The 21729-nt window shown below is 35.7% G+C and carries 17 protein-coding genes and 1 pseudogene; 8 read left to right on the top strand and 10 right to left on the bottom strand.

The genetic code is table 11. The features are described 5' to 3' along the window. Positions 1–57 precede the first annotated feature (57 nt). From EV142_RS24150 to EV142_RS10780, 5 genes are all read left to right on the top strand, one after another. Entirely contained in the window at positions 58–231 is a 174-nt protein-coding gene (locus EV142_RS24150) for a hypothetical protein (RefSeq protein ID WP_164502527.1), read from the top strand. A 350-nt stretch (positions 232–581) separates the two neighbouring features. Further along, on the top strand, positions 582–3659 hold the full coding sequence (locus EV142_RS10790; RefSeq protein WP_238698693.1) for a SusC/RagA family TonB-linked outer membrane protein: 3078 nt from the start codon (positions 582–584) through the stop codon (positions 3657–3659). Positions 3660–3670: 11 nt separating this feature from the next. After that, entirely contained in the window at positions 3671–3973 is a 303-nt protein-coding gene (locus EV142_RS24385) for a hypothetical protein (protein WP_238698692.1), read from the top strand. A gap of 18 nt (positions 3974–3991) precedes the next feature. Continuing rightward, positions 3992–5071, top strand: a complete 1080-nt coding sequence (locus tag EV142_RS10785) for a RagB/SusD family nutrient uptake outer membrane protein (RefSeq protein WP_262710765.1) — start codon at positions 3992–3994, stop codon at positions 5069–5071. Positions 5072–5197: 126 nt separating this feature from the next. Next, positions 5198–6442 carry an amidohydrolase family protein gene (locus EV142_RS10780; protein WP_132035356.1) on the top strand — a complete coding sequence of 415 codons (1245 nt, stop codon included), beginning with the start codon at positions 5198–5200 and terminating at the stop codon, positions 6440–6442. 150 nt (positions 6443–6592) lie between these two features. On the opposite strand, the gene EV142_RS10775 is transcribed toward EV142_RS10780, so the two are convergent. Next, positions 6593–8212, bottom strand: coding sequence for an ABC-F family ATP-binding cassette domain-containing protein (locus EV142_RS10775; RefSeq protein ID WP_132035353.1), 1620 nt, complete (start codon positions 8210–8212; stop codon positions 6593–6595). A gap of 370 nt (positions 8213–8582) precedes the next feature. Then, entirely contained in the window at positions 8583–9500 is a 918-nt protein-coding gene (locus EV142_RS10770; protein WP_244606815.1) for a TlpA family protein disulfide reductase, read from the bottom strand. A gap of 418 nt (positions 9501–9918) precedes the next feature. Between EV142_RS10770 and EV142_RS10765 the strand changes: the two genes are divergently transcribed. Further along, complete coding sequence (locus EV142_RS10765; protein WP_127339308.1) at positions 9919–11181, top strand: site-specific integrase; 1263 nt, start codon at positions 9919–9921, stop codon at positions 11179–11181. Between the two features lie 5 nt (positions 11182–11186). Here the strand turns inward: EV142_RS10765 and EV142_RS10760 are convergent, their stop codons facing one another. Next, positions 11187–11393, bottom strand: coding sequence for a hypothetical protein (locus EV142_RS10760; RefSeq protein ID WP_127339307.1), 207 nt, complete (start codon positions 11391–11393; stop codon positions 11187–11189). Between the two features lie 459 nt (positions 11394–11852). Between EV142_RS10760 and EV142_RS10755 the strand changes: the two genes are divergently transcribed. Continuing rightward, positions 11853–12245 carry a single-stranded DNA-binding protein gene (locus EV142_RS10755; protein WP_127339306.1) on the top strand — a complete coding sequence of 131 codons (393 nt, stop codon included), beginning with the start codon at positions 11853–11855 and terminating at the stop codon, positions 12243–12245. Positions 12246–12290: 45 nt separating this feature from the next. Then, positions 12291–12689 (top strand): annotated as a pseudogene (locus tag EV142_RS10750) (DUF932 domain-containing protein); the annotation flags it as partial. Between the two features lie 125 nt (positions 12690–12814). Here EV142_RS10750 and EV142_RS10745 read toward each other — a convergent pair. The 7 genes from EV142_RS10745 to EV142_RS10720 all read right to left on the bottom strand — a co-directional run bounded on the left by EV142_RS10745 (position 12815) and on the right by EV142_RS10720 (position 21603). Further along, positions 12815–13210: a DUF4861 family protein gene (locus EV142_RS10745; protein ID WP_132035350.1), complete on the bottom strand. Its 396-nt coding sequence runs from the start codon at positions 13208–13210 to the stop codon at positions 12815–12817. 12 nt (positions 13211–13222) lie between these two features. After that, a complete protein-coding gene (locus EV142_RS10740; protein WP_132035347.1) occupies positions 13223–14014 on the bottom strand; it encodes a gluconate 5-dehydrogenase in 792 nt (263 codons plus the stop codon). Positions 14015–14064: 50 nt separating this feature from the next. Further along, positions 14065–15327, bottom strand: coding sequence for an MFS transporter (locus EV142_RS10735; RefSeq protein ID WP_132035344.1), 1263 nt, complete (start codon positions 15325–15327; stop codon positions 14065–14067). A gap of 156 nt (positions 15328–15483) precedes the next feature. Beyond that, the gene (locus EV142_RS24680) at positions 15484–15633 is read right to left on the bottom strand and encodes a glycoside hydrolase family 2 protein (protein ID WP_158286324.1); all 150 of its coding nucleotides are present in this window, start codon (positions 15631–15633) and stop codon (positions 15484–15486) included. A gap of 74 nt (positions 15634–15707) precedes the next feature. Continuing rightward, positions 15708–17300: a hypothetical protein gene (locus tag EV142_RS10730; protein WP_132035341.1), complete on the bottom strand. Its 1593-nt coding sequence runs from the start codon at positions 17298–17300 to the stop codon at positions 15708–15710. Positions 17301–17530: 230 nt separating this feature from the next. Beyond that, entirely contained in the window at positions 17531–20077 is a 2547-nt protein-coding gene (locus tag EV142_RS10725; protein WP_132035338.1) for a beta-mannosidase, read from the bottom strand. A 125-nt stretch (positions 20078–20202) separates the two neighbouring features. Next, positions 20203–21603 (bottom strand): right-handed parallel beta-helix repeat-containing protein, encoded by a 1401-nt coding sequence (locus EV142_RS10720; protein ID WP_202978501.1) that lies wholly within the window; start codon positions 21601–21603, stop codon positions 20203–20205. Positions 21604–21729 lie beyond the last annotated feature (126 nt).

Below are 21729 nucleotides of genomic sequence, written 5' to 3'. Positions count from 1 at the left end.
TATACTACGATAATTAGAATACTAAATTCTTTTTAAAACAATTAAAACAGCAAAATCATGCAAAAGAACATTACACGTTTGTTAATGGTATTCGTAATACTATTTTCATTTACAAGTTGCGAAGTTATTGGAGACATTTTTAAAGCCGGAATGGGATTCGGAATTTTTATCGTGATCTTTATTGTTGCGATCATCATTTTCATTTTCGCTAAGCTTTTCGGCAGAAAATAAAACATAAAAAAAATCCCGTTACAAAGAGTAACGGGATTTTTTTTATCTCTCTAATTTCACAAAGAACATCTCTCCTTTCGCAGTTACCTCTTCTTCCCTCTTCATTTTTATTTTTTACTGTGCAAACAGCTATCAAAAATGGTATACCGGTAAGAAACTTACTAATACCACCTGACCGCTTACAATATACTTTTTAGTTAAAAAAAGTCCCCTAATTCATACTTTTTTCTACAGTTATCAATTAGAAACCACCACTTATCAATCGGTTTATGTTTTTTTATTTATCGTTCCTAAATTCAAATCACAAATTTACTAACGAAACTAAAATAATTGTAAAAAGTATGAAAAAAATGACAACAAAAAAAGTCCGAATGGTACTTTTATTTTCTTTAAAAACATCCTTAAAGAAAAAACTAGCCGCTCTTTTTCTTATTGCTTCGGTACTGGATGTACAATCCGGAAATTATGCGAAGAAGTTAAAAACAGCGAACAAGCCGGTTGTTACTATCACACGTGAAATTTCAGTTCAGCAGAAAATTCATGGTGTAGTTAAAGACCAAAACGGCCTTCCTTTAATTGGAGTAACCATTTTAGTAAATGATGACAAACAAGGCACAACTACTGATTTTGATGGTAAATACGAGATAGCAGTAAATGATGGCGATGTTGTGAGTTTTAGTTTTTTAGGCTTTATGACCAAAAAAATTAAAATTACCAATCAGGTTTCACTAAATGTTACCCTGGAACCCAGTACCAATGAATTGAATGAACTTGTCTTGGTGGGTTATGGAAAAACGTCCCGGGACAAAATAACAGGTGCTGTAACAAAAGTCGATACCAAAGTATTACAAAACACACAAAATGTATCTTTTGCAGATGCTTTAATTGGTGTAGTCCCCGGTTTATTTGTCCAGGAAAACTTTGCCTCTCCCGATGCGCCGCCCTCCATCTTATTAAGAGGTGTTGGTTCTATAAGTGCCAGTACAGAACCGCTGATAGTTGTGGATGGTGTACAAATGCCAAGGTCGGGACTGGGAGCATTTTCTCTAAATGCTGCAGACATAAAAGAAATCAGTATTCTGAAAGACGCCGCTTCCACTTCTATTTATGGATCTAAAGGAACTAACGGCGTGATCATAGTTACTACAAAAAGAGGTTCGAGAAATGCAAAGCTTCAGGTTAGTTTTAATACCAGACTGGGGGTTAAAAAAGCAGATCAATCCTTTACCGATGATTTAATGAATGGTTCTCAAAAATTAGATTTTGAAGAATCATTGGGGTTTTATAAATCTAATCCGGCATTACTTCAAAAAAGAAGGGACTCCAATACGAATGTAAATTGGGCAGATCTTCTTTTAAAGAATGAAATCAACAGAGAAAACGACATTTCTTTTTCGGGAGGTTCCGACAAAGCCAATTATTATACCTCTGTTACATATAATAATGTGGAAAATATCTTTGGCGGCCGCTACAAAAGATATACTGCCACGACGCGGGTTGATTTTGATTTGGGTACTCAGTTAAAAGTCGGATTTTCAGGAAATTTCGGAAATGTAAACGAAGAGGACAAACGAACGATTGGATCTCCGTTTTCTAATGCCTTTTTATTAAATCCGTGGCTGACTGTTTTTGATGATAATGGAGATCCCTTAAGACTTCTGGATGTTGGTAATTCTTCCGGAATTCCTTACAACCCATTGTATGTTCGCGATAATACCGAGATAAGTGCCAACCGAAAAAATATTGGAGGAAGTGCTAATCTAACGTATACACCTTTTAAATGGTTAAGTTTAAACGGCGTTTTAGGAGCGAATTACAATACTTCAAAAAGCAGCAGTTTCGAAAAAGTCATAGTCAACGGAGGCACATTAAGTTATGCTAACGGTGACAATAACAACTATACCGGAACGCTAACAGCAACGATAGCCAGAAAAATAAATAAACACAGTTTTGATTTTATACTGGGCAACGAATTTAATGAATACGAAACGAACAGCCTGTCTGTATTTGCCAGAGATTTCAATTCCGATGCGATACAAACCATAAGTGCCGCTAAAACTTTATCTACGATTAGTGAAAGTAAATCGCAAGCCGGTTCCTTATCTTATTTTTCAAGATTAAATTATTCGTTCGATAATACGTACAATCTATCTTTATCCTACAGGAGAGACGGGTCTTCCCGTTTTGGGGATAATCATAAATATGCTAACTTCTGGTCTGTTGGTACTTCCTGGAATGTATACAATGATTTCTTTAAAGAAAGTATCACTATAAGCTCTTTAAAATTACGAGCCAGTATTGGAACTTCGGGCAATGATTTTATTGGGGATTTTGCTTCTCAATCCTTATACGGTTACAGAAGCCAGATTAATTATGCCGGCAGCACAGTACCGTACTTGACAAGAGGAGAAAACGCAGATTTAACCTGGGAAAAGAATAACAACAAAAACTTCGGTCTGGATTATGGCTTTTTCAAAAACCGTATTTCCGGAACAATTGATTATTATATCAGAGACACCAAAGATTTATTAAACAGTAAACCACTTCCATTAACTTCCGGTTTTAGCGAATTGATTTCCAATATTGGAGATTTTAGAAATGAGGGTATTGAGATAGGCCTTCACTTTGTAAATTTTAAAAACAAAGATTTTTCATGGACTACTGACTTTAATATTGCCTTTAATAAGGGAACTGTCTTATCCTTATCGAACGAAAAGGATATGCTGGTAAATTCAGGATATACGGTATTTAAAGAAGGGAACGCCATACGATCTTTTTATATCGCGGACTGGGCAGGCGTAAATCCGAAAACCGGCTTTAATCAATACAGGACACAAGACGGAAAATTAATAGATTATAACACCAACAGAACGACCTCTAATACCAACGAAATTAATGGTCTGAGACAAGTCATCAATAAGACCTCTATACCTAAATATCATGGTGGTCTCACCAATACTTTCCGGTTTAAAAGTCTTGACATGTCGTTCCTGATTTCTTATGCCGGAGGACATTATGTATTAAATGACGGAATTTATAATTTATACAACAACCCTGCTTTTAACCAACATGTCAATGTATTGAATGCATGGAAAAATGCGGGCGATCAGACAGATTTAGCCATAAGACAGGTATATCTTACCCGACCAACTTCGCCTTTGGTTTCCGATTACAAAGCTTCCTCTCAATTTCTTCAGGATGCCAGTTACATTAAATTGAAGAATATTACCCTGGGATATACCCTCAACAAAACTATCTCTGATAAAATAGGGATTCAGCGTTTACGAATTTACGTTCAGGGGCAAAACCTTCTCACAAAAACAGCCGTGTCTTACATAGATCCGGAATATGCGACTGCAAGTGGCGGTATTGGGCTTTCCTCGTCAATTGTAAGAGGGTACTCGTTTGGTCTTAATGCTAATTTTTAATACAAAAGATTATGAAAACAAATATAAAATTACTTTTTACTGCAGCAATGTTTATTTTTTTAAGCAGTTGTTCTGATGATATTATAAACAGACAACCGCTGGACGAATTAGCTCCGGGTACGCTGCTTCAGACTGAAGGAGGTTTCAGAAGTGCTTTGGATGGCGTTTATGGTATCATGAAACACGACTTCAATGGGTATTCGTTTGGCATTTATACGATTCCTGAGGCCATTAGTGATGATCTTCTGGCCTCTTCAAGCCCAAATGATTATTCTTTTGACAATAGTGTTGAAACCTTATATCCGCTGGCGTAAAATGGTTCAACGGCAGGAATAGAAGGATTCTGGAGAATTTCTTATCAGGCTATTAATAATGTCAATACGATTATTAAGCAGGCGAGATCAAGTTCATTAAAAAATAAAGATGCCTTTTTGGGTGAGGCCCTGGGATTACGTGCTTTATTATACTACAATTTATATCGGTTTTACGCTCCGGCTTATAATACCAGTACAACCGCACTGGCTGTTCCTTACAGATTTGAAACTGATGCTTTGCTGACAATCAAGTCCAGAAACAGCACTCAGGAAGTTATAGGATATGTCTTAGCAGATTTAAAGGAAGCTGCGTCATTAGCGAACAATACGGTTAATTCATACCGAATATCCAAAACAGCTATTTACGCATTAATGGCCAGAGTGTATCATGAAACTGCTGATTATAAAAATGCTATTCTTAGTGCCAACCTGGCATTAGCAGACAGCAGATATAAACTAGAAAACACTTTAAGTGCTTTAGAAAAAGAATGGGATAAGGATGATTCCAGCGAAATTATCTTCAGAATCCGTTTTGAAAAAACCGAGACCGGACAAACTGCCGCAATTCTGGCCATACCTGTTTATTCGAGTTATCCGTATTCGGTATCCACTGATTTAATAAATCTGTACGATAAAACGAAAGACATTCGATTTACGGTATATTTTAAAAATCATCCCACTGTAAAAGGCAGTTATTATCCTAAAAAACAAGCAGGAACAAGAACTACCAACGCCGCTGCATTTGATCCGGGAAACATAGATTTGAAACTAATCAGAGTACCTGAATTATATCTGATACTGGCAGAATCATATCTAAAGGAAAACAGTAACACCGCAGCATTAACCAATCTCAACAAACTAAGAAATGCCCGTGGTTTGGACAATTATTCCGGAAACGATCTTAACAGCGAAATTTTAAAAGAACGAAGAAGGGAACTAGCGTTTGAAGGTTTTAGATTTACAGACCTTAAAAGACTCGGACTAGGCTTTACAAGAGCAGATGGTACCGGTTTACCCGCTCATGCAAATCGGTTTGCGTTGCCCATTCCGCAAACAGAAATAGACCGTTCGGGCATTACACCAAATCCCGGATATTAAAACAAATAATTGATTTGGAACTACTAGTCATTTCCGGAGCCAGAGTTTATATATCCATAAATCTGGTTTCCGGAATGCTATAAATTTGCTCGACGAATAATTTCTAAAACTATAAAACCTTCCTAAATGAAAAAAGAAATAGTTCTGTTTTTTATGTTTTCTTTACTTACCATAATAACAGCACACTCCCAACGCAAAGAAGTCCCTAAAGTCACTATACTAAAGAATGGATTTATCTTTGACGATAAATTTGAATTACACAAAGGCAGCTTAGTAATTACTGACGCTACAATTACAGCAATTTTATATGACAATAATCTAAGTGAATATGTCGGAGCAACTATCATTGACATTACCGGAAAGTACGTACTACCCGGATTAACAGACACGCATGTACATTTGGCAACAGTACCTGATCCCGACCGGGAAAAGAATGCTAAGTATATGAACGACCAACTTTCCAAAATGATTGATGCCGGTATCACAACAGTCAGGGATATGACCGGTAACGCTATTATTCTCGCCGATTATAAACGTGCCGGTAATCTGAACCAAATACCTGCTCCCTCTATCTTTTATGCCGCGCAATTTGCAGGACCAGCCTATTTTAATTCAATCAGAAAACATTCTAAAGAAAATAAAGATTCTCCCTGGGAACGCACTATTACAGATACAACAGATGTAAAAATGGCTGTCGCGGAAGCTAAAGGCGCAGGTGTAACGGGAATAAAAATATATGCCGATTTAAGTGCCCGTCTGATTAAAAAAATTGTAAAAGAGGCCAAAAGGCAAAGATTACAAAGCTGGAGCCATGCAGCAGTATTTCCTGCTACTCCTACCGACGTTGCCAGTGCAAAAGTAAATTCCATGTCACATGCCTTTGACATTCCGTATGATTTTTCGGAAGGAAAGATGGATCATCATAAAAAACCACCTGCTATCGATGATAAAAAACTGGATAAACTTTTACTTCTCATGAAGGGCAACAATATTATACTCGATGCCACCAACTATATGGCTCATAACAACAAGTTTTTTGATGGTATGAAAATAACCAAAAGAGCTCATGAACTCGGCGTAAAAGTATCTGTTGGAACAGATTGGCCTTACTTATTTGAAGAGGTCAACAGTACTCCATTATTCAAGGAAATAAAAATATTGATTGATGACTGCCATTTTACCAATAAGGATGCATTGATAAGTGCTACTAAAATTGGAGCCGAAAGTATTGGACTGGAAGACAGAGGTGTTCTGGCTGTGGGTAAACGCGCAGATATTTATATCACCAATTCAGATCCTGTAGAAAATATCGAAAACTTAAAAGATAGTTTTATCACTATTAAAGCAGGGATTATCTATACTAAAAAATAAGCGCTGAATAAGTTCTGAGGGTTAGGATAATAAAACGAAATTGTTTAAATAGGAAAACCTGTAAAAAAAAACACTTGCAAAACGTTTTTTGCAAGTGTTTAATAAATATTTTTATCTCGTAATCAATATCGTTTATTTACGACAAATGAATTACAGATTGTACATCTTCTTTCTTTGTTCCTGAATTTTTTCATCATCCAGATATTCATCAAAAGTCATATAACGATCAATAACTCCGTTTGGTGTTAGCTCCACTACTCTGTTACCAACCGTTTGTGCGAACTCGTGGTCATGAGTGGTAAAAATTACAGAACCTTTAAAGTTTTTCAAAGAGTTATTAAAAGCGGTGATCGACTCCAGATCCAGGTGATTTGTAGGCTCATCCAGCATCAGGATATTGGCGCGCTCCATCATCATTCTCGAAAGCATACAACGTACTTTTTCTCCTCCTGATAATACACGGCTTGTTTTTAAGGCTTCTTCTCCGGAGAAAATCATTTTCCCTAAAAATCCTCTGATAAACACCTCGTCACGTTCTTCTTCTGTTTTTGCATATTGACGCAACCAGTCTACTAAACTCAAATCATTTTCAAAAAACGAATGATTTTCAGCCGGTAAATAGGCCTGGTTTGTTGTAATTCCCCAGTCATAAGTTCCTGAATCTGCTTTTTGCTCATTATTTAAAATCTGGTAGAAAGCGGTTGTAGCACGTGAATCTTTCGAGAAAAGAACGATTTTGTCGCCTTTTGCCATATTCAAATGAACATCTTTAAACAAAATTTCTCCTTCTACAGAAGCGCTTAAATTTTCAACATTTAAAATTTGATCTCCGGCTTCACGATCCTGATCAAAAATGATCGCAGGATAACGACGGCTGGAAGGTTTGATATCTGAAATATTCAATTTAGATATCATTTTTTTACGGGAAGTTGCCTGTTTCGATTTGGCAACATTCGCACTAAAACGACGAATAAATTCTTCTAATTCCTGTTTCTTTTCCTCTGCTTTTTTGTTTTGCTGTGCACGTTGTTTTGCCGCTAATTGGCTGGACTCGTACCAGAAGGTATAGTTTCCTGAATAGTGGTTTATTTTTCCGAAATCAATATCAGATATATGGGTACAAACCGAGTCTAAAAAGTGACGGTCGTGTGATACTACAATTACTGTATTTTCATAATTAGCCAAGAAGTTTTCCAACCAGGCGATGGTCTCAAAATCCAGATCGTTGGTAGGCTCATCCATAATAAGTAAATCGGGGTTTCCAAAAAGGGCCTGCGCCAAAAGCACACGAACTTTAAATTTACCTTCAAGATCACCCATCATCGTATAATGATGTTCTTCGTTGATTCCTAAGTTAGACAACATCGATGCTGCGTCAGAATCTGCATTCCATCCGTTCATTTCTTCAAACTGAACCTGAAGCTCCCCTATTCTGTCGGCGTTTTTATCGTTGTAGTCCAGATAAAGTTCATCCATTTCTTTTTTAACAGCGTACAGAACTTTATTCCCCATCAAAACGGTTTCCAGAACAGTATGCTCATCGAACATATTGTGGTTTTGGGTTAAAACCGACATACGTTTTCCCGGTTCTAAATGGATATGTCCCGAAGTTGGGTCCATATCGCCTGAAATGATTTTTAGAAAAGTAGATTTTCCAGCACCATTGGCTCCAATAACGCCGTAAATATTTCCGTGTGTGAATGTAGTATTTACTTCGTCAAACAAAATTCGTTTGCCAAATTGAACTGATAAATTATTGACTGTTAACATGAATGTCTTTTTAATTAATTTGGTGCAAAAGTACGGAAAAAGGTTCTAAGTTGCAAAGGTGCTGAGGTGCTAAGTTTTTTCCCTGAAAAAGATTTTCATGCAAAGAAGCAGAGAAACAAAGAAAACAAACTTTAGGAGGAAATTTTCTGGTTATATAAGTTCACTTAAACTGAAGCTATTAATTTCAAAACCATTTAAAAGGAAAAAATCTTTGGGTAAAATATTTACCATATAAGTTATATCAGTTCATTTAAGATTGAACTTATTAACTTGAAAAAAAACTTTGCCCTTTCCGGGATTAATGAGCCAAGGCCTTATTATGTAACATAAACTTATATTACCTTATATGACTTATATGTTTAAAAAAAAACTACAATTTACTCTCTTTCGCCAAAGCCACTTCCAGGCTTTCAAAATTAGGCAATACGTTCGAAATCAAACCTTCTTTATTCAGAATAAAATGCGTTGGGAATGAGTTGAGTTGCAATGCTTCGTTCATATACACTTTCATATTTGGAATTACAGCATATGCTAAAGGTCTTTTGGCTAAAAAAACTTTTAATTGGTCCGGAGCATCTTCGGCAAGACTTATAAAAAGAATATCTTTTCGGTCTTTGTAAGATGCCGCTAATTTATTTACCTGTGGAAATTCCCTTATGCAGGGTGTGCAGTGAATGTACCAGCATTTTATTACAATTATCTTTCCTTTCATCGATTCATTGGTAACCGGATTTCCGTTTAAATCTTTAAAAGAAAATTCAGGAAAAGTCGTGCCTTCCATTTTATAATTCTTGTAGGCATCAAAACCGATCTGATTGATTGTCGCTTTTATGCTTGTATCTGAATTAGGCTGAATTTCGAACAATTTATAATAGTAGCCTGAATCTTCTGATTTTAGTCGAACTGGAATATAATTTCCATTGGCCAGTTGGTCTAAAAACGATTCTTTTGAAATTTCTTTTGAAAGAACATCAAGTGCCACAAAATCTCTCGAAAGCATGATATTTTTACTTTGATAAGCTGACCAGTCGCTGAAATTCTTTTGAATCTGATTGGGATCAACTTCCGGGTTTTCAAAATTGGTTTGAGCGAAACCAGAGTTGAAAACTAAAAAGAGAAATATAATTCTGATTGATTTTTGCATGAAATTATTAATACGATTGTGGTGTTCAAAATTAGTCAAAAAAATAAATGTAACCGCGAAGGTCGCGAAAATCGCACACGGATGACACGGATTGCTATCGCAAAGCATAGATTTATACGGATTTCCATTTATTTTTATTCTCATTTTGTCAGGCTGAGCGAAGTCGAAGCCCACGTTCTACTTCACTCCGGATGACAAGAGTGGGATTACCATATTCAAGAAAATATTGTATAAAAATAAACTTCTTATGAAACTAAGTGCCTAGCCCTGATAGTAGTGGAAATCCTTTTATTTTTTTCCTTTAAAAGAATTAATAAAAAGCAAAAATAGGTAAAACGGTGAAAACCGTTACTATAAAGTGGTTTATAAAATGGTGTTCTAAAGTTGGAAGGTTGTGTACTTTAGTTTTTGGGATTGAAACGACAAAGTTAGGTTACTAAATCGTTACTGATTACGGCTTAGCGTAGTAGTTTTAAATAGCTATATTTCAGTTATTTGCGTTATTTTTCATATTTACTTGTAACTCAATGAAAGTTAATTTTAAACATTAAATTTTTGAGTTATGGAGAAGACAAAAAAGTCCACGTTCAAATTACTTTACTACCTAAAGAAAAATGAACCGAAGAAGAATGGAACAGTTGCAATTATGGGGCGTATCACCATAGACAGTAAGCCAGCCTGTTTTAGCACCAAATTAGAGATAAATCCTAATACTTGGGATTTAAAACACGGTAGGCTTTTGGGCAAGAGTGCCCAAGCATTGGCAATCAACATTAAATTAGATAAAATAAGATTACGTATAGACCATCATTATGACGAAATAATGAAAGATGAAGGTTTTGCAACCGCCATTAAATTAAAAAACACTTTCCTTGGTATTGGAGTTATGGAAGACTCTCTCCTAAAAGTCTTCAAAAAGCATAATGAAGAATTTGAGAGGTTGGTTTCAAAAGGTGAACGTGCTAAAAACACTTACAGAAAATACATTATTGTGTACAAACATCTTTGTGATTTTATAAAAGAAAGGTATTATCAAGAAGATATGGCATTTCGTGAACTTAACCCAGATTTTATTCGTGAGTTCGACTTCTTTCTGCGTGTAGATAAGGAATGTACTCATAATACAGTATGTGTTTATACAATGCCAGTCATCCGAATGGTACAGCTTGCTATTAAGAAAGGACTAATCAGAAAAAATCCTTTCGAAGATTACGAGATTAGGATGAATGAAAAAGACCGTGGCTATCTGCTTAAAGAAGATGTTGAGAAGATTTTGGTTCATAATGCAAATAAAAGGTTTGAGTTAGTCCGGGATTTATTTGTGTTCAGTTGCTTTACCGGTTTATCATATTCAGATATTAAGAAGTTAAAGCGAAGCAATATACAGTCATTCTTTGACGGTCATCAATGGATTATCAGCAGACGTAAAAAAACAGATAATGCATCAAATGTACGCTTGCTTGAAATACCTAAAAGAATAATTGATAAATACGTGGGTGTTATGCGGAATGAACTTGTTTTTCCGACACCTTCTAACCCTACTTGCAATACCCACATCCGCAAGATTATTGAACAGGCAGAGATTTTTCCTGAACACAAAATCGGCTTCCATACAGCCAGACATACTTTCGGTACTATGTTTCTAACAGAAGGAGTTCCTCTTGAAAGTCTTAGCAAAATGATGGGGCATAAAGACATTTCCACAACTCAGATTTATGCAAAAATTACGAGTCAGAAAATCAGTAAGGATATGGATTTGGTGTCAAGTAAATTTCAATCTATGGAACTTGCATTTATAGCTACTGAAAAAGAACTTACTCTTTAATAATTTTATAGTCTTTTGGGTGAGATTTTAGAAGCAGAACTTAAAGGTTCTGCTTTTTTTATGTCCACACTTCTTATACCCAAAGCACATTTACCTCCCGCACTATACCCTTTCCATAAAAGAGCTTTGGTTGTAAAATACTGAAAAGCATATTGAAAAATTCCGAGCAAATCCCCCACAATATTTTCCAATACTCTTTTGGTGGCTTTCATAGCCACAAATACTTAAAATGATTAAAAATTCTGATAGATAAATGCCTATTTTCTAATCACATAGACCATTTGCCAAATGCCTTTTCCATTGGCTTCCACATAAGTTTTTAACCAGGAAGCCAGTATGATGTTCTTCTCATTTCAAGAGCAAAGGAATTTCCGTGTTCTTAACGCAGGAACAAGGTCAAGCCCTTCGGGTTTGCAAAAAAATCTCCACCTATTCAGGTTGTATTTTTTTGACAAAAACTTGTTCCTCCTAAACACGAACCTTTTATGCTCGTGAAACGAAACAAAGCATACTCCGGCTCTTTAGACGAATAAAAAAAATGTCAGAAATGAAAAAATATAGCATTGAAAATGGTAAAAAAGGGAAACGAAACTTCAGCACCTCCTCTCATTTCCGAATAAATTAAATCAAAAAAATCAAACAGGAATTTAATAATGTAAAAATCAAAAATCATGAACATCACAGGAAGACTGACAAGAGATGCGGAAGTACGCACAACGTCACAGAACAAACAAGTCGTAAATTTTTCAGTAGCAACCAACGACAGCTACCGTAACCAGCAGGGCGAACGCATAGAGCAAGCGACCTTTTTCGACTGCTCCTATTGGATTACCCCAAACGTAGCCAAGCTACTTACCAAAGGCACTTTGGTTGAACTATCGGGCAGAGTAAGTACAAGAGCGTGGACAGGCAATGATGGAGAAGCAAGAGCAGGACTCAATTTCCATACTTCGCAAATTAAACTACACGGAGGTAGCAGAAAAATAGAAAGCGTACAGGCTACTGCACAAGTCGAAAACAACAAAGTTACAGTACAAGGAACAGCGGAAGACCTCCCATTTTAACAACGATTATTCAAACAATTTTCAAACTTTTTAAATCATTTTATTATGTCACATAACATTAATTTCAACGAGAGAACAGGACGTTATTCATTTTTTAGCGTACAACAAAAGGCATGGCACGGTTTGGGGCAAATCGTGGAGCAATACCCAACAAGCGAGGAAGCTATCAAACACGCAGGTTTAGATTACGAAGTCGTAAAATCTCCCCTAATTACCAAAGGTTCGGGCATTATAGAAACGGCAAACGGTATAGAGATAGGCAGTAACGAATTGGAAGTTCCTAACTATTTCGCCAACATACGCACCGATAATAATGCCGTATTGGGTGTAGTCGGTAAAGATTACCACATTGTACAAAACCGTGAAGCCTTTAATTTTTTTGATGCTATCGTAGGCGGTGGCGAGGGTATTTTGTACGAAACCGCAGGAGCATTGGGCAACGGTTATGGAAAGTAAAGAATAATGTAAAGTAGAATATGACTAACCATTACTTTTGTGATAATTAAGACATTCTACTTTACATTATATCTTATTTAAAATTCTTGAGCCATTCTAAAAGATTTTCATTTTCAATCCATATTGGGGCTTCTTTTTTCACAACACCAACATATGCCTGAATAACAAAAGATTTCCGTTTTTGGGCTTTCATGTTCCGAAATTTGAAAAACTGTGTATTCTCTTTTTGACTTTGGGCCCATTTTGGGTTGAAATAGCAATTCATCCAAAGTGCCGTCACCATCAATATCCACTGTTTGGCTTATTTGTATTTCTCCAGATTTTTTATCTCGAATTCCAAGAGAGTTTAGATCATTAATTTTTAAAAGCTTCTTTGTCACCGCTACTGTTTCATTTGACCTTTCCGCATTTAAAGTATTTTTTACTGTAATTGTAATGGTATCTTTTGAAGTAAAAGAAGATAATGAAATAGCAATTATTCCAAAGGATATTATTTTTAATAAAGTCATAACGAGTAGGTATTATGATTCGTTAGATGGTTTTCCAATTGTGGCAAGAATTCCTCCATCAACATAAAGAATGTGACCGTTTACAAAATCGCTTGCCTTTGATGACAAAAAGATGGCCGCACCCTGTAAATCATCTGGATCTCCCCAACGGGCAGCTGGTGTTCTGCTAATAATAAAATCATTAAATGGATGACCATCTACCCTTATAGGAGCGGTTTGACTGGTCGCAAAGTAACCCGGACCAATTCCATTGATTTGAATATTAAATCTGGCCCACTCAGTAGCCATATTTTTTGTTAACATTTTAAGACCGCCTTTCGCAGCGGCATAAGCGCCTACCGAGTCTCTTCCCAGTTCGCTCATCATAGAGCATATATTTATTATTTTTCCTCCGCCACGCTTAATCATACCTTTTACAACATTTTTAGAAACAATAAAAGGACTAATTAAATCTACTGTTATAACTGCGGTAAAATCCTCAACTTCCATCTCAATAAGTGGAGTTCTTTTGATAATGCCTGCATTATTTATCAATATATCGATAGGACCAACTTCTGCTTCAATTTTAGTTATAACCTCTATTACCGCTTTCTCATCTGTAACATCAAATACATATCCATAGGCTTCAATTCCAACTGACTTATACTCTTCTACTGCTTTATCCAATGCCTCTTCTGAAAGATCATTAACCACAATTTTTGCCCCTGCTTGTCCCAAGCCTTTGGCCATAGCCATTCCTAAACCGTGTACGCCTCCAGTAATCAAAGCCGTTTTTCCCGTTAAATCAAATAAGTTTATTGACATAATACTATTTTAAATTTTCTTATATTTTTTTATCTTGAATTTCAACTGCACTACACGCTCTCTGAGTAATCTAGATCTACAGAAAAAGTTTCCTTTAATTTTGATAAAGAGAATAGAGAAATAAACGATATTACAGAGCCTACTACCATTCCGGATATTAGAATATCACCATCAAAAATCGAATCTCTAAAATAGGAATAGACCAAAATCATTAGCGGAAGCGAACCCCGAACAAAATTAGGAACCGTTGTAGTGACAGTTGCCCGGATGTTAGTGCCAAATTGTTCTGCTGCAATGGTTACAAATAAAACCCAATACCCAACAGATATACCCATCAAAAAGCACAGGAAATAGAAAAGACTATCTGATAGGCCGAAAGCATTTAAATAGACAAAGCTCATTATGAAATTAAAAATCAGAAAAATGTACATGATTTTTTTACGGCTTTTAAACCATTGACTCAACAAACCACTTGCTATATCACCAAAAACCAATCCCCCATAACAAAAAGCAATAGCCTTTCCAGCTTCAATAGAATCTCCTCCTTGAATTCCTAATGCTTTAGCAAATTCCGGTGAAAACGTAATTAATATTCCCACTAAAAACCAGAGGGGCATCCCAATCAGAATGCAGTTTAAATATTTGAAAAATCTTTTTTTGTTTGTAAACAAAGACAAAAAATCTCCTTTTCTTTCATTGTTCTCAATCGTTTTTTTAAAGATTCCTGACTCGGTAATACTAATTCTTAAAAACAACAATAAAATACCTAAAACGCCTCCCGCATAATAGCATAAGCGCCAATCTTGAAAAACTTGATAAACTAAATAAGCCGCCACCGCTCCCGAAACCCCGACAGAAGCCACGATCATAGTACCGTAACCCCTTTTTTCTTTGGGTAAAGATTCTGCCACTAGTGTGATTCCAGCTCCTAATTCACCTGCAAGACCAATTCCGGCAATCAATCTCCAAAAAGCATATCCATCTACCGTAGTTACCATACCGTTGGCAATATTGGCAACTGAATAAATCAAGATGGAGCCAAATAATACCGAAATTCTGCCTTTTTTATCTCCTAAAATTCCCCACAGAATTCCGCCGAAAAGCATTCCAAACATTTGCATACTTATAAGGTACTCTCCTTGATTTCGTATAGCATCGCCAGTGATTCCAAGATCCGTTAAACTATCAGTACGTACAATCCCAAAAAGTAATAAATCATAAATATCCACGAAATATCCTAAAGCTGCTACAATTACTGCTGCATTGAGAATTTTCGTTGGTTTATCTGGGTTTTCTAAAATTTTTGTATTCATTTTTTGTTATTTTTTCTCATTAATTTTAAAACCAATTTCCAAATAAGTCTGTCAAAACAAAGGCATATAGCCCATTAATCCAGATATAACGTCCTTTGTTGGAAATCAAAAGCAGTTCGGCCTGATTGCCACTATTTGCTATAGAAGCTAATTTAATTAGTAAGCGTCAATCAATGTCTTGATTTCAATTCTTTTTAAATCAGATTTCAAATTTTTAGTTTTTACCTCTATTATTTTTTTCTCATTGGGCAACAAATCGAAATAATTATCACTAAATGCATTATCTACATTAGGTAAAAAAAGCAGTAGAGCGTAATCAACTGCTTTTAGTGCATATTAAAATAGTAATAGATCTATGTCTGTTTATTTCAAATATTAATTTACTGGAACACCTCACCGGTTACGTTGCCATTTTTACTAATGTGTGCTCCACTGAGACTCATCATTTTAGTACCACCCATATAAAGGTTGGTAAATTTTAATCCTGTAACACTTAAAGCAGGCGCCAGGATACCTTCACCATCAGCAGCAGAGTTTTGATTAGGCAGCCGAATGTTATTAAACAAAAAATTAGATACGGAATACTTACCTGTACCAGTCGGGGCATACAGACTAAAGAACCTGTTTTTCCAATACGAGCTTGGTGCAGTACGTTCTTCTACAAACAAATTCTTAATTGTTATATTATTGAATGTTCTATTTAGTGGCTGTGTAGCTTTTAAAAGCACTGTTTCCATAACATTATCCTGTCCAATAAGATCTATGTTATCATAGGTGATGGTGTTTGAAGAACTCCAGTTATCTAACAAAAGTAGATGTCCGCCATTTCCACCCTGCCAGATTACTAAATTAGTCAAAGTACAATTATTGGAACCATGAGAAGTTACATCATCGTTAGCGAAAAAGAAACAGTCGTTAACAGTATTATAATCCCCGTCAAACCACATTGGATCTGTTTCAGGGTTCCAGTGTACTTGTTTCAGATCTCTAAAAGTATTATGGTGGCTGGAGTGCGTTTCGTTGTTTGTACCTTCATTACCGTAAGTACAGGCAAAAACCCATTGTGCTGCATTTACAATAGTAAGCCCCTCCCAGCTAACATTGTTAACGCCGTTCCAGGCGCGATGACCCGGATCTGGAGCAAATGTTGAATTGTCCCATTTGATATCACCCGTAGAGCTGAAATTAAGATTACCGCTGGTTATGATTCCATGTCCAAGAAATTTTACATTGTTAGCACCTTTTGGCAATACAAAATTTCCCTGAACAATAGCTCCCGCGGGAATATTTATTCTGGCACCTGAATTAATAACCATATGATCAACATTTGTAATAGTTCCCGGTGCGAAGTTGATTGCTCCCGCAGCAGAAGTTTCTAAAGTTGGTTCCGGAGGGTTGCCAAAAATGAAAAGAGGGTTCAGCCTATTGCCGTTCATGTCAAGAGAAAGCTTTTGGTTGGTATTTATTCTGAAAGAATATTGGTAAGTATTTACCTTAGTCGAAGTAATTCCTAAGCGTCTAGGTCGAATTACGCAACCTGTAAGGGGTTGAATGCCCGTTACGCGGATATCTATTGTATTTCCGCTGGTAAAAGAAAAGTTAGCAAAAGAAGCAGAGTTTTGAGGCCGTCTGTCAGAACCCTTTGCTATGGCATAATTATCTGTCTTAAAAACCTGCACTTCCTGATAAACATTGGAAGTACTTAATTTCACTTCAACCCGATAATCATTAGAAATGGTCAAATGCTTAAGCGGGTTGGAACTGTTTGCTGTGTTAAAATTATTAATAGTAGTCTGGCTAATTATTGGCGGGACTGTAAGTCCACCTGCAGATGCTAAGACAGCGCTTTTTTCTACACTGCTGATTTTTTCAACTTCTCCTCCTTCATTTTCTTCAAATTTTTCGCAACTGGTAAACACCGCAACCAGTATCGTTGTAACGTAAAATACTTTTTTAAATGTGTTGATTTTCATAATGGGTTTTCTTAATAGTTACTAATAGTTTTATAGCTTGCGGCCGTACACATGCCAAATTGTTGTGGTTCTTTGAATTTATCGGCTTTACTATTTTACATTTATGGCAATTTTTAGAACTTTAATTTTAAACTGAATTTTTTCCACGTCTTACTAATAACAACTGTGATTCATCAACAAAAACTAAATCTATGAACTAAACAGCACTGCCGGGAAGTTTGTTACTAAATTTAATAAGCATCAATCAAAGTTTTTATCTGAATTTTATTCAGACTGTGTTTTAAATTATTTGCTTTTACTTTTATGATCTTTTTCTCACCGGGAATTAAATCATAATAATTATCACTAAAAGCATTGTCAACACCCGGTAAAAACAACCAGACACTTTTTGCCATTTTGGATGCACTTACTTCGATAGTATTTTCGTTAAGTTGTCTGAGCTTCACTTTCACTTTAGAAAGTTCCAAATTTTTAGGCTTTTCAAAATAAAAATTATTTTGAGAAACTTGCTTATTATCAATCAGCAACTTCATACTAAGCACCACATTTTTCCTGTTACTTAAGCTAACTAATTCATTTTCCTTAAAGGACATAATATGAGTACTGCTGTTTTCAGGCAATAGCACCTGTTGGTTTTTAGATTTTAAAACTTTACCATTAAAGTCCATAAGCGAAATTTGCACAACGGCATTTACAGATTTATAAACATCTGATATTGCAAATATTTTGATACTATCTTTCTCTTTAACTGCCGATATTAGGTATTCATTAAAAGCATGTTTAGTCATATACTGCTGTGCTTTCCATCGTCCATAATAATCCATGCTGCTCCAGGAGGCTACTGGCCAACAATCATCTATCTGCCAATTAAGTGTCCCCATACAGTAAGGTTTAGCGCGACGATGTGCTTCCAATGCTATTTTTATTCCTTCCGCCTGAAGAACCTGACCAACATAGAGGAAATTTTCAAATTTTTTCGGAACGGTAAACATCTCTTTCATATAATGTGTAATGGTTCCGTTTCCAATTGTAGAACGCTGGTGGGCGGTCATTACTTCTGAATTTATATCATAATCCGAAGGAATTGTATATTTTTTTACTGTTTCAAGTTCTGGAAATGACTGAAATCCATACTCGCTCATAAATCTGCCAACCACCTCATTATACTTTTCAAAGGGTTCTTTCCCCCACCAGACACCCCAATAGTGAATGTCGCCTGAAGCAAGGTTAAATTTATATTTCATGGAGTAATTTTCATAATTTGGTGAAGAAGACCAATAGAATTTTTCTTCATCATAAGCTTTAAGTACACCCGGAAGCAAAGTATGAAAGACCTCATCATAGGTATTAAAAACAGTAGCAGAATCCTTTGCTGTCTTAAAGTTATCTTTTGTATGTCCCCAAAATTTTTCGTTAATGAACTGTGTGGCTTCATTATTACCACACCAAAGCGCAATAGAAGAATGATTTCTAAGACGTTTTACATTGTATTTTGCCTCGGCAATAATATTCATTTTTACATTTTCAAGCGGTGCAACCATAGTACAGGCAAACATAAAATCTTGCCACACTAAAATTCCCTTTTCATCACAAAGATCATAAAACAGATCATTTTCATAAATTCCTCCACCCCAAACTCGTAGCATGTTCATGTGTGACGAAACGGCCGTATTAATAACATGTTCATACCGTTCTTTAGTAACCCGAGGTAAAAAATTATCTTGTGGAATATAATTCGCCCCTTTGATAAAGACAGGTTTTCCATTGACTTTAAAATAGAATGATTTACCTTTTTCATCTGTTTGGTTTACCAATTCAATTGTACGCAGACCACGCTTTACTTCGCTACTTCCAACTTCAGCATTTTTATCTAAAATGACAGCCCTGAACTTATAAAGTTTTTGACTGCCCATACCATTTGGCCACCACAGTTGAATATCATTCATTTCAAATTTTGCAGCTATATTATTCTCTCCTTTAAAAACCATTATATTTTTAGTCACTATAGGAGTCTGGTCATCATCAACAAATAGCTGCACTATTTTTAATCCTTCAGAACTACTTGACAGGTTCATTTGAGCTTCCAGACTGGCTTTATTTGCCTCTAATTTTAGCTGTTTTATAAATAAATCTTCAATATGAACCTTCTTCCACGCCACTAGTTTTGCTGGTCGCCAAATACCCGAAGTTACAAAACGAGGTCCCCAGTCCCATCCATAATGATATCCAGCTTTTCTGGTAAAGGCGCTTAATCGTTTATCTGATTGATCATTGTTGCTTATCGGCACTACATAAGGAAGGCTATCGTAGATAGGCATTGTTCTATTTATAGGAGAATAAAATGTGATAGATAAATTGTTCTGCCCCTTAATTAAATATTTTTTTATATCCGCTTTCCATGATAAAAACATATTATCAGCGGTAATTACTTTAGTGCCATTTATAAAAACATCTGCATAAGTATCAATACCTTCAAACTGAATTTCAATTACATCATTGTTTAAGAGTTGATCATCTGCCTGAAATTCCATTTTATATTCCCAATCAGAAGTACCAATCCATTGCAAGTTTTTTTCGTTATTACGAAAAAAAGGATCTTCAATTTTCTTGTTTTGAAGCAAATCAGTATGTACAGTACCAGGTACGACAGCTGCCATCCATTGGCTGTCTCCTTTTTTTCTGAACTGCCAGTTGTTGTTAAGTTCTACCTTTACTGTCTGGGCTGAAGCGCTACTAATTAGCATTAATATTGCTAAATAAATTCCTGATTTGAGCATTTATTTGGAGTTTAAAAAAAAAATTATAACTGTGCTGTTAATACCCTTAAATATCAAGAAGATAATTAACGTTTGGATGCATAGAATTGATTATTATTCAATAATGCCTAATTGTGAAAAACTGACTATTGTTCAAAAGCTCCTCGATCGCGACGAATATTAGAACGTTTTTTTCCATCAATATCGGTGGATTGTGGCAGATCATTACTAGCTGAGTCAATACCGGAGCTCTCCTTTGCCTGCTTAAAATTTCCTTTTGTCAAGTCAGTATGAATGTCGATAAATTCTGGATCTGCAACAATATCATGCTCTCCTTTAAAAACCTTTTGTTCTACCGGATATAAATTGTAATCCCAACGTATATTGGTGTTCTTGTTGTTTGAGGTTACCTGCCCTCCAGGACGGGGAACAATTACATTATTCAAAATAACGATATCATCGCTATTGTTAGGAAAAAGTTCCTGATAACCTACTATTGTACCATTCCAAAAAGTCGTATTATTAATAATATCGACGTGACTGGTTCGAAAAACATGTATGCCTGAACCTCCATTGTATGCACTTAGATTATTAGCAATCAATGCCCTACCTTTCCATACAGGACGATTTACCTTTATCGATGGCGTTACAGCTTTAGGAATTGCTTGAGATGTCGTTGAAGTACCTATTAAATTTTGATTTTCATTAGGTTTTACGACAGCGTCAGCATTTGGATTAGTTGCTCCTTGCTTTTTTTGATCTGTAACATCAAGAAGAATTCCGTTTCCATCGCTTAACTTTTGAATTTTTTCCCATGGCACCATAGTTTTGTTGTTCCAAACATAATTACGCTGAATTATAATATGATAACCCGCTGCATCATCAAATGCCCAGTTATTTAATGTGGTTATTCCTGAACCGCCATAACGCATAAACCAGGCATTGTTATAAACTTTGCAATCTTCAATGGTCATGTAATCTATTTCCAAACCTACAATTCCGCCTCCTGCACATTTAGCCACTTCACAGTTGCGAATAATCAGGTGGTGTGGCTTTTGATCTGCAGGCATTTTTCGACCTTCAAAACAAATACCATTGCTGTTAAAATAAGGATTTGGAGTTGTCAGCTTGGCATCTTCCTGAGCCTGAAGTAAAAAAATGGAATCGTTATTTCCAATTACATTAATTCCGTCAATAATATTGTACGAAGCTGTAACCTGAATTCCAGCCCATCCTTTAGGATTAATAACCGGTTTTTCTCCTTTAATAGCTTTCCATGTAATCCAGGCATTAGCATTACCAGAGTTTCGTATTTGTAGAACCGCACCTCCATCTGAGATGTCGGAGTTTGTGTAAATCCCATTTCCTACAAAAACTATATCTCCAGGCTGTACCAAATCAGCTGCTTTTTGTAAAGTAAGGAATGCTTTTGAAACAGATTTTCCATCGTTAGAATCATTTCCTAATCCGGTCACATACCAATTGTTAGCCGATGCTAAAAAAGTACTGATAAACATCAATACGATTAAAAATTTTGATTTTTTCAAATTTTATAATTTATAGATTAATTTTTTATAACAGTAGAATAGTTTTACAGAAAGCTAATTGTATAAATCAAGTGGCCGGTAAATTCCGGCCACGGTTGACTATTTTGTATCAATGAATATTTTTTA

The sequence above is a fragment of the Flavobacterium circumlabens genome (assembly GCF_004345565.1).
In the GTDB taxonomy this organism is placed as follows: Bacteria; Bacteroidota; Bacteroidia; order Flavobacteriales; family Flavobacteriaceae; genus Flavobacterium; species Flavobacterium circumlabens.
The sequence above is the reverse complement of the archived record's forward strand: the minus strand, read 5'-3'. Positions and strand labels throughout refer to the sequence as shown.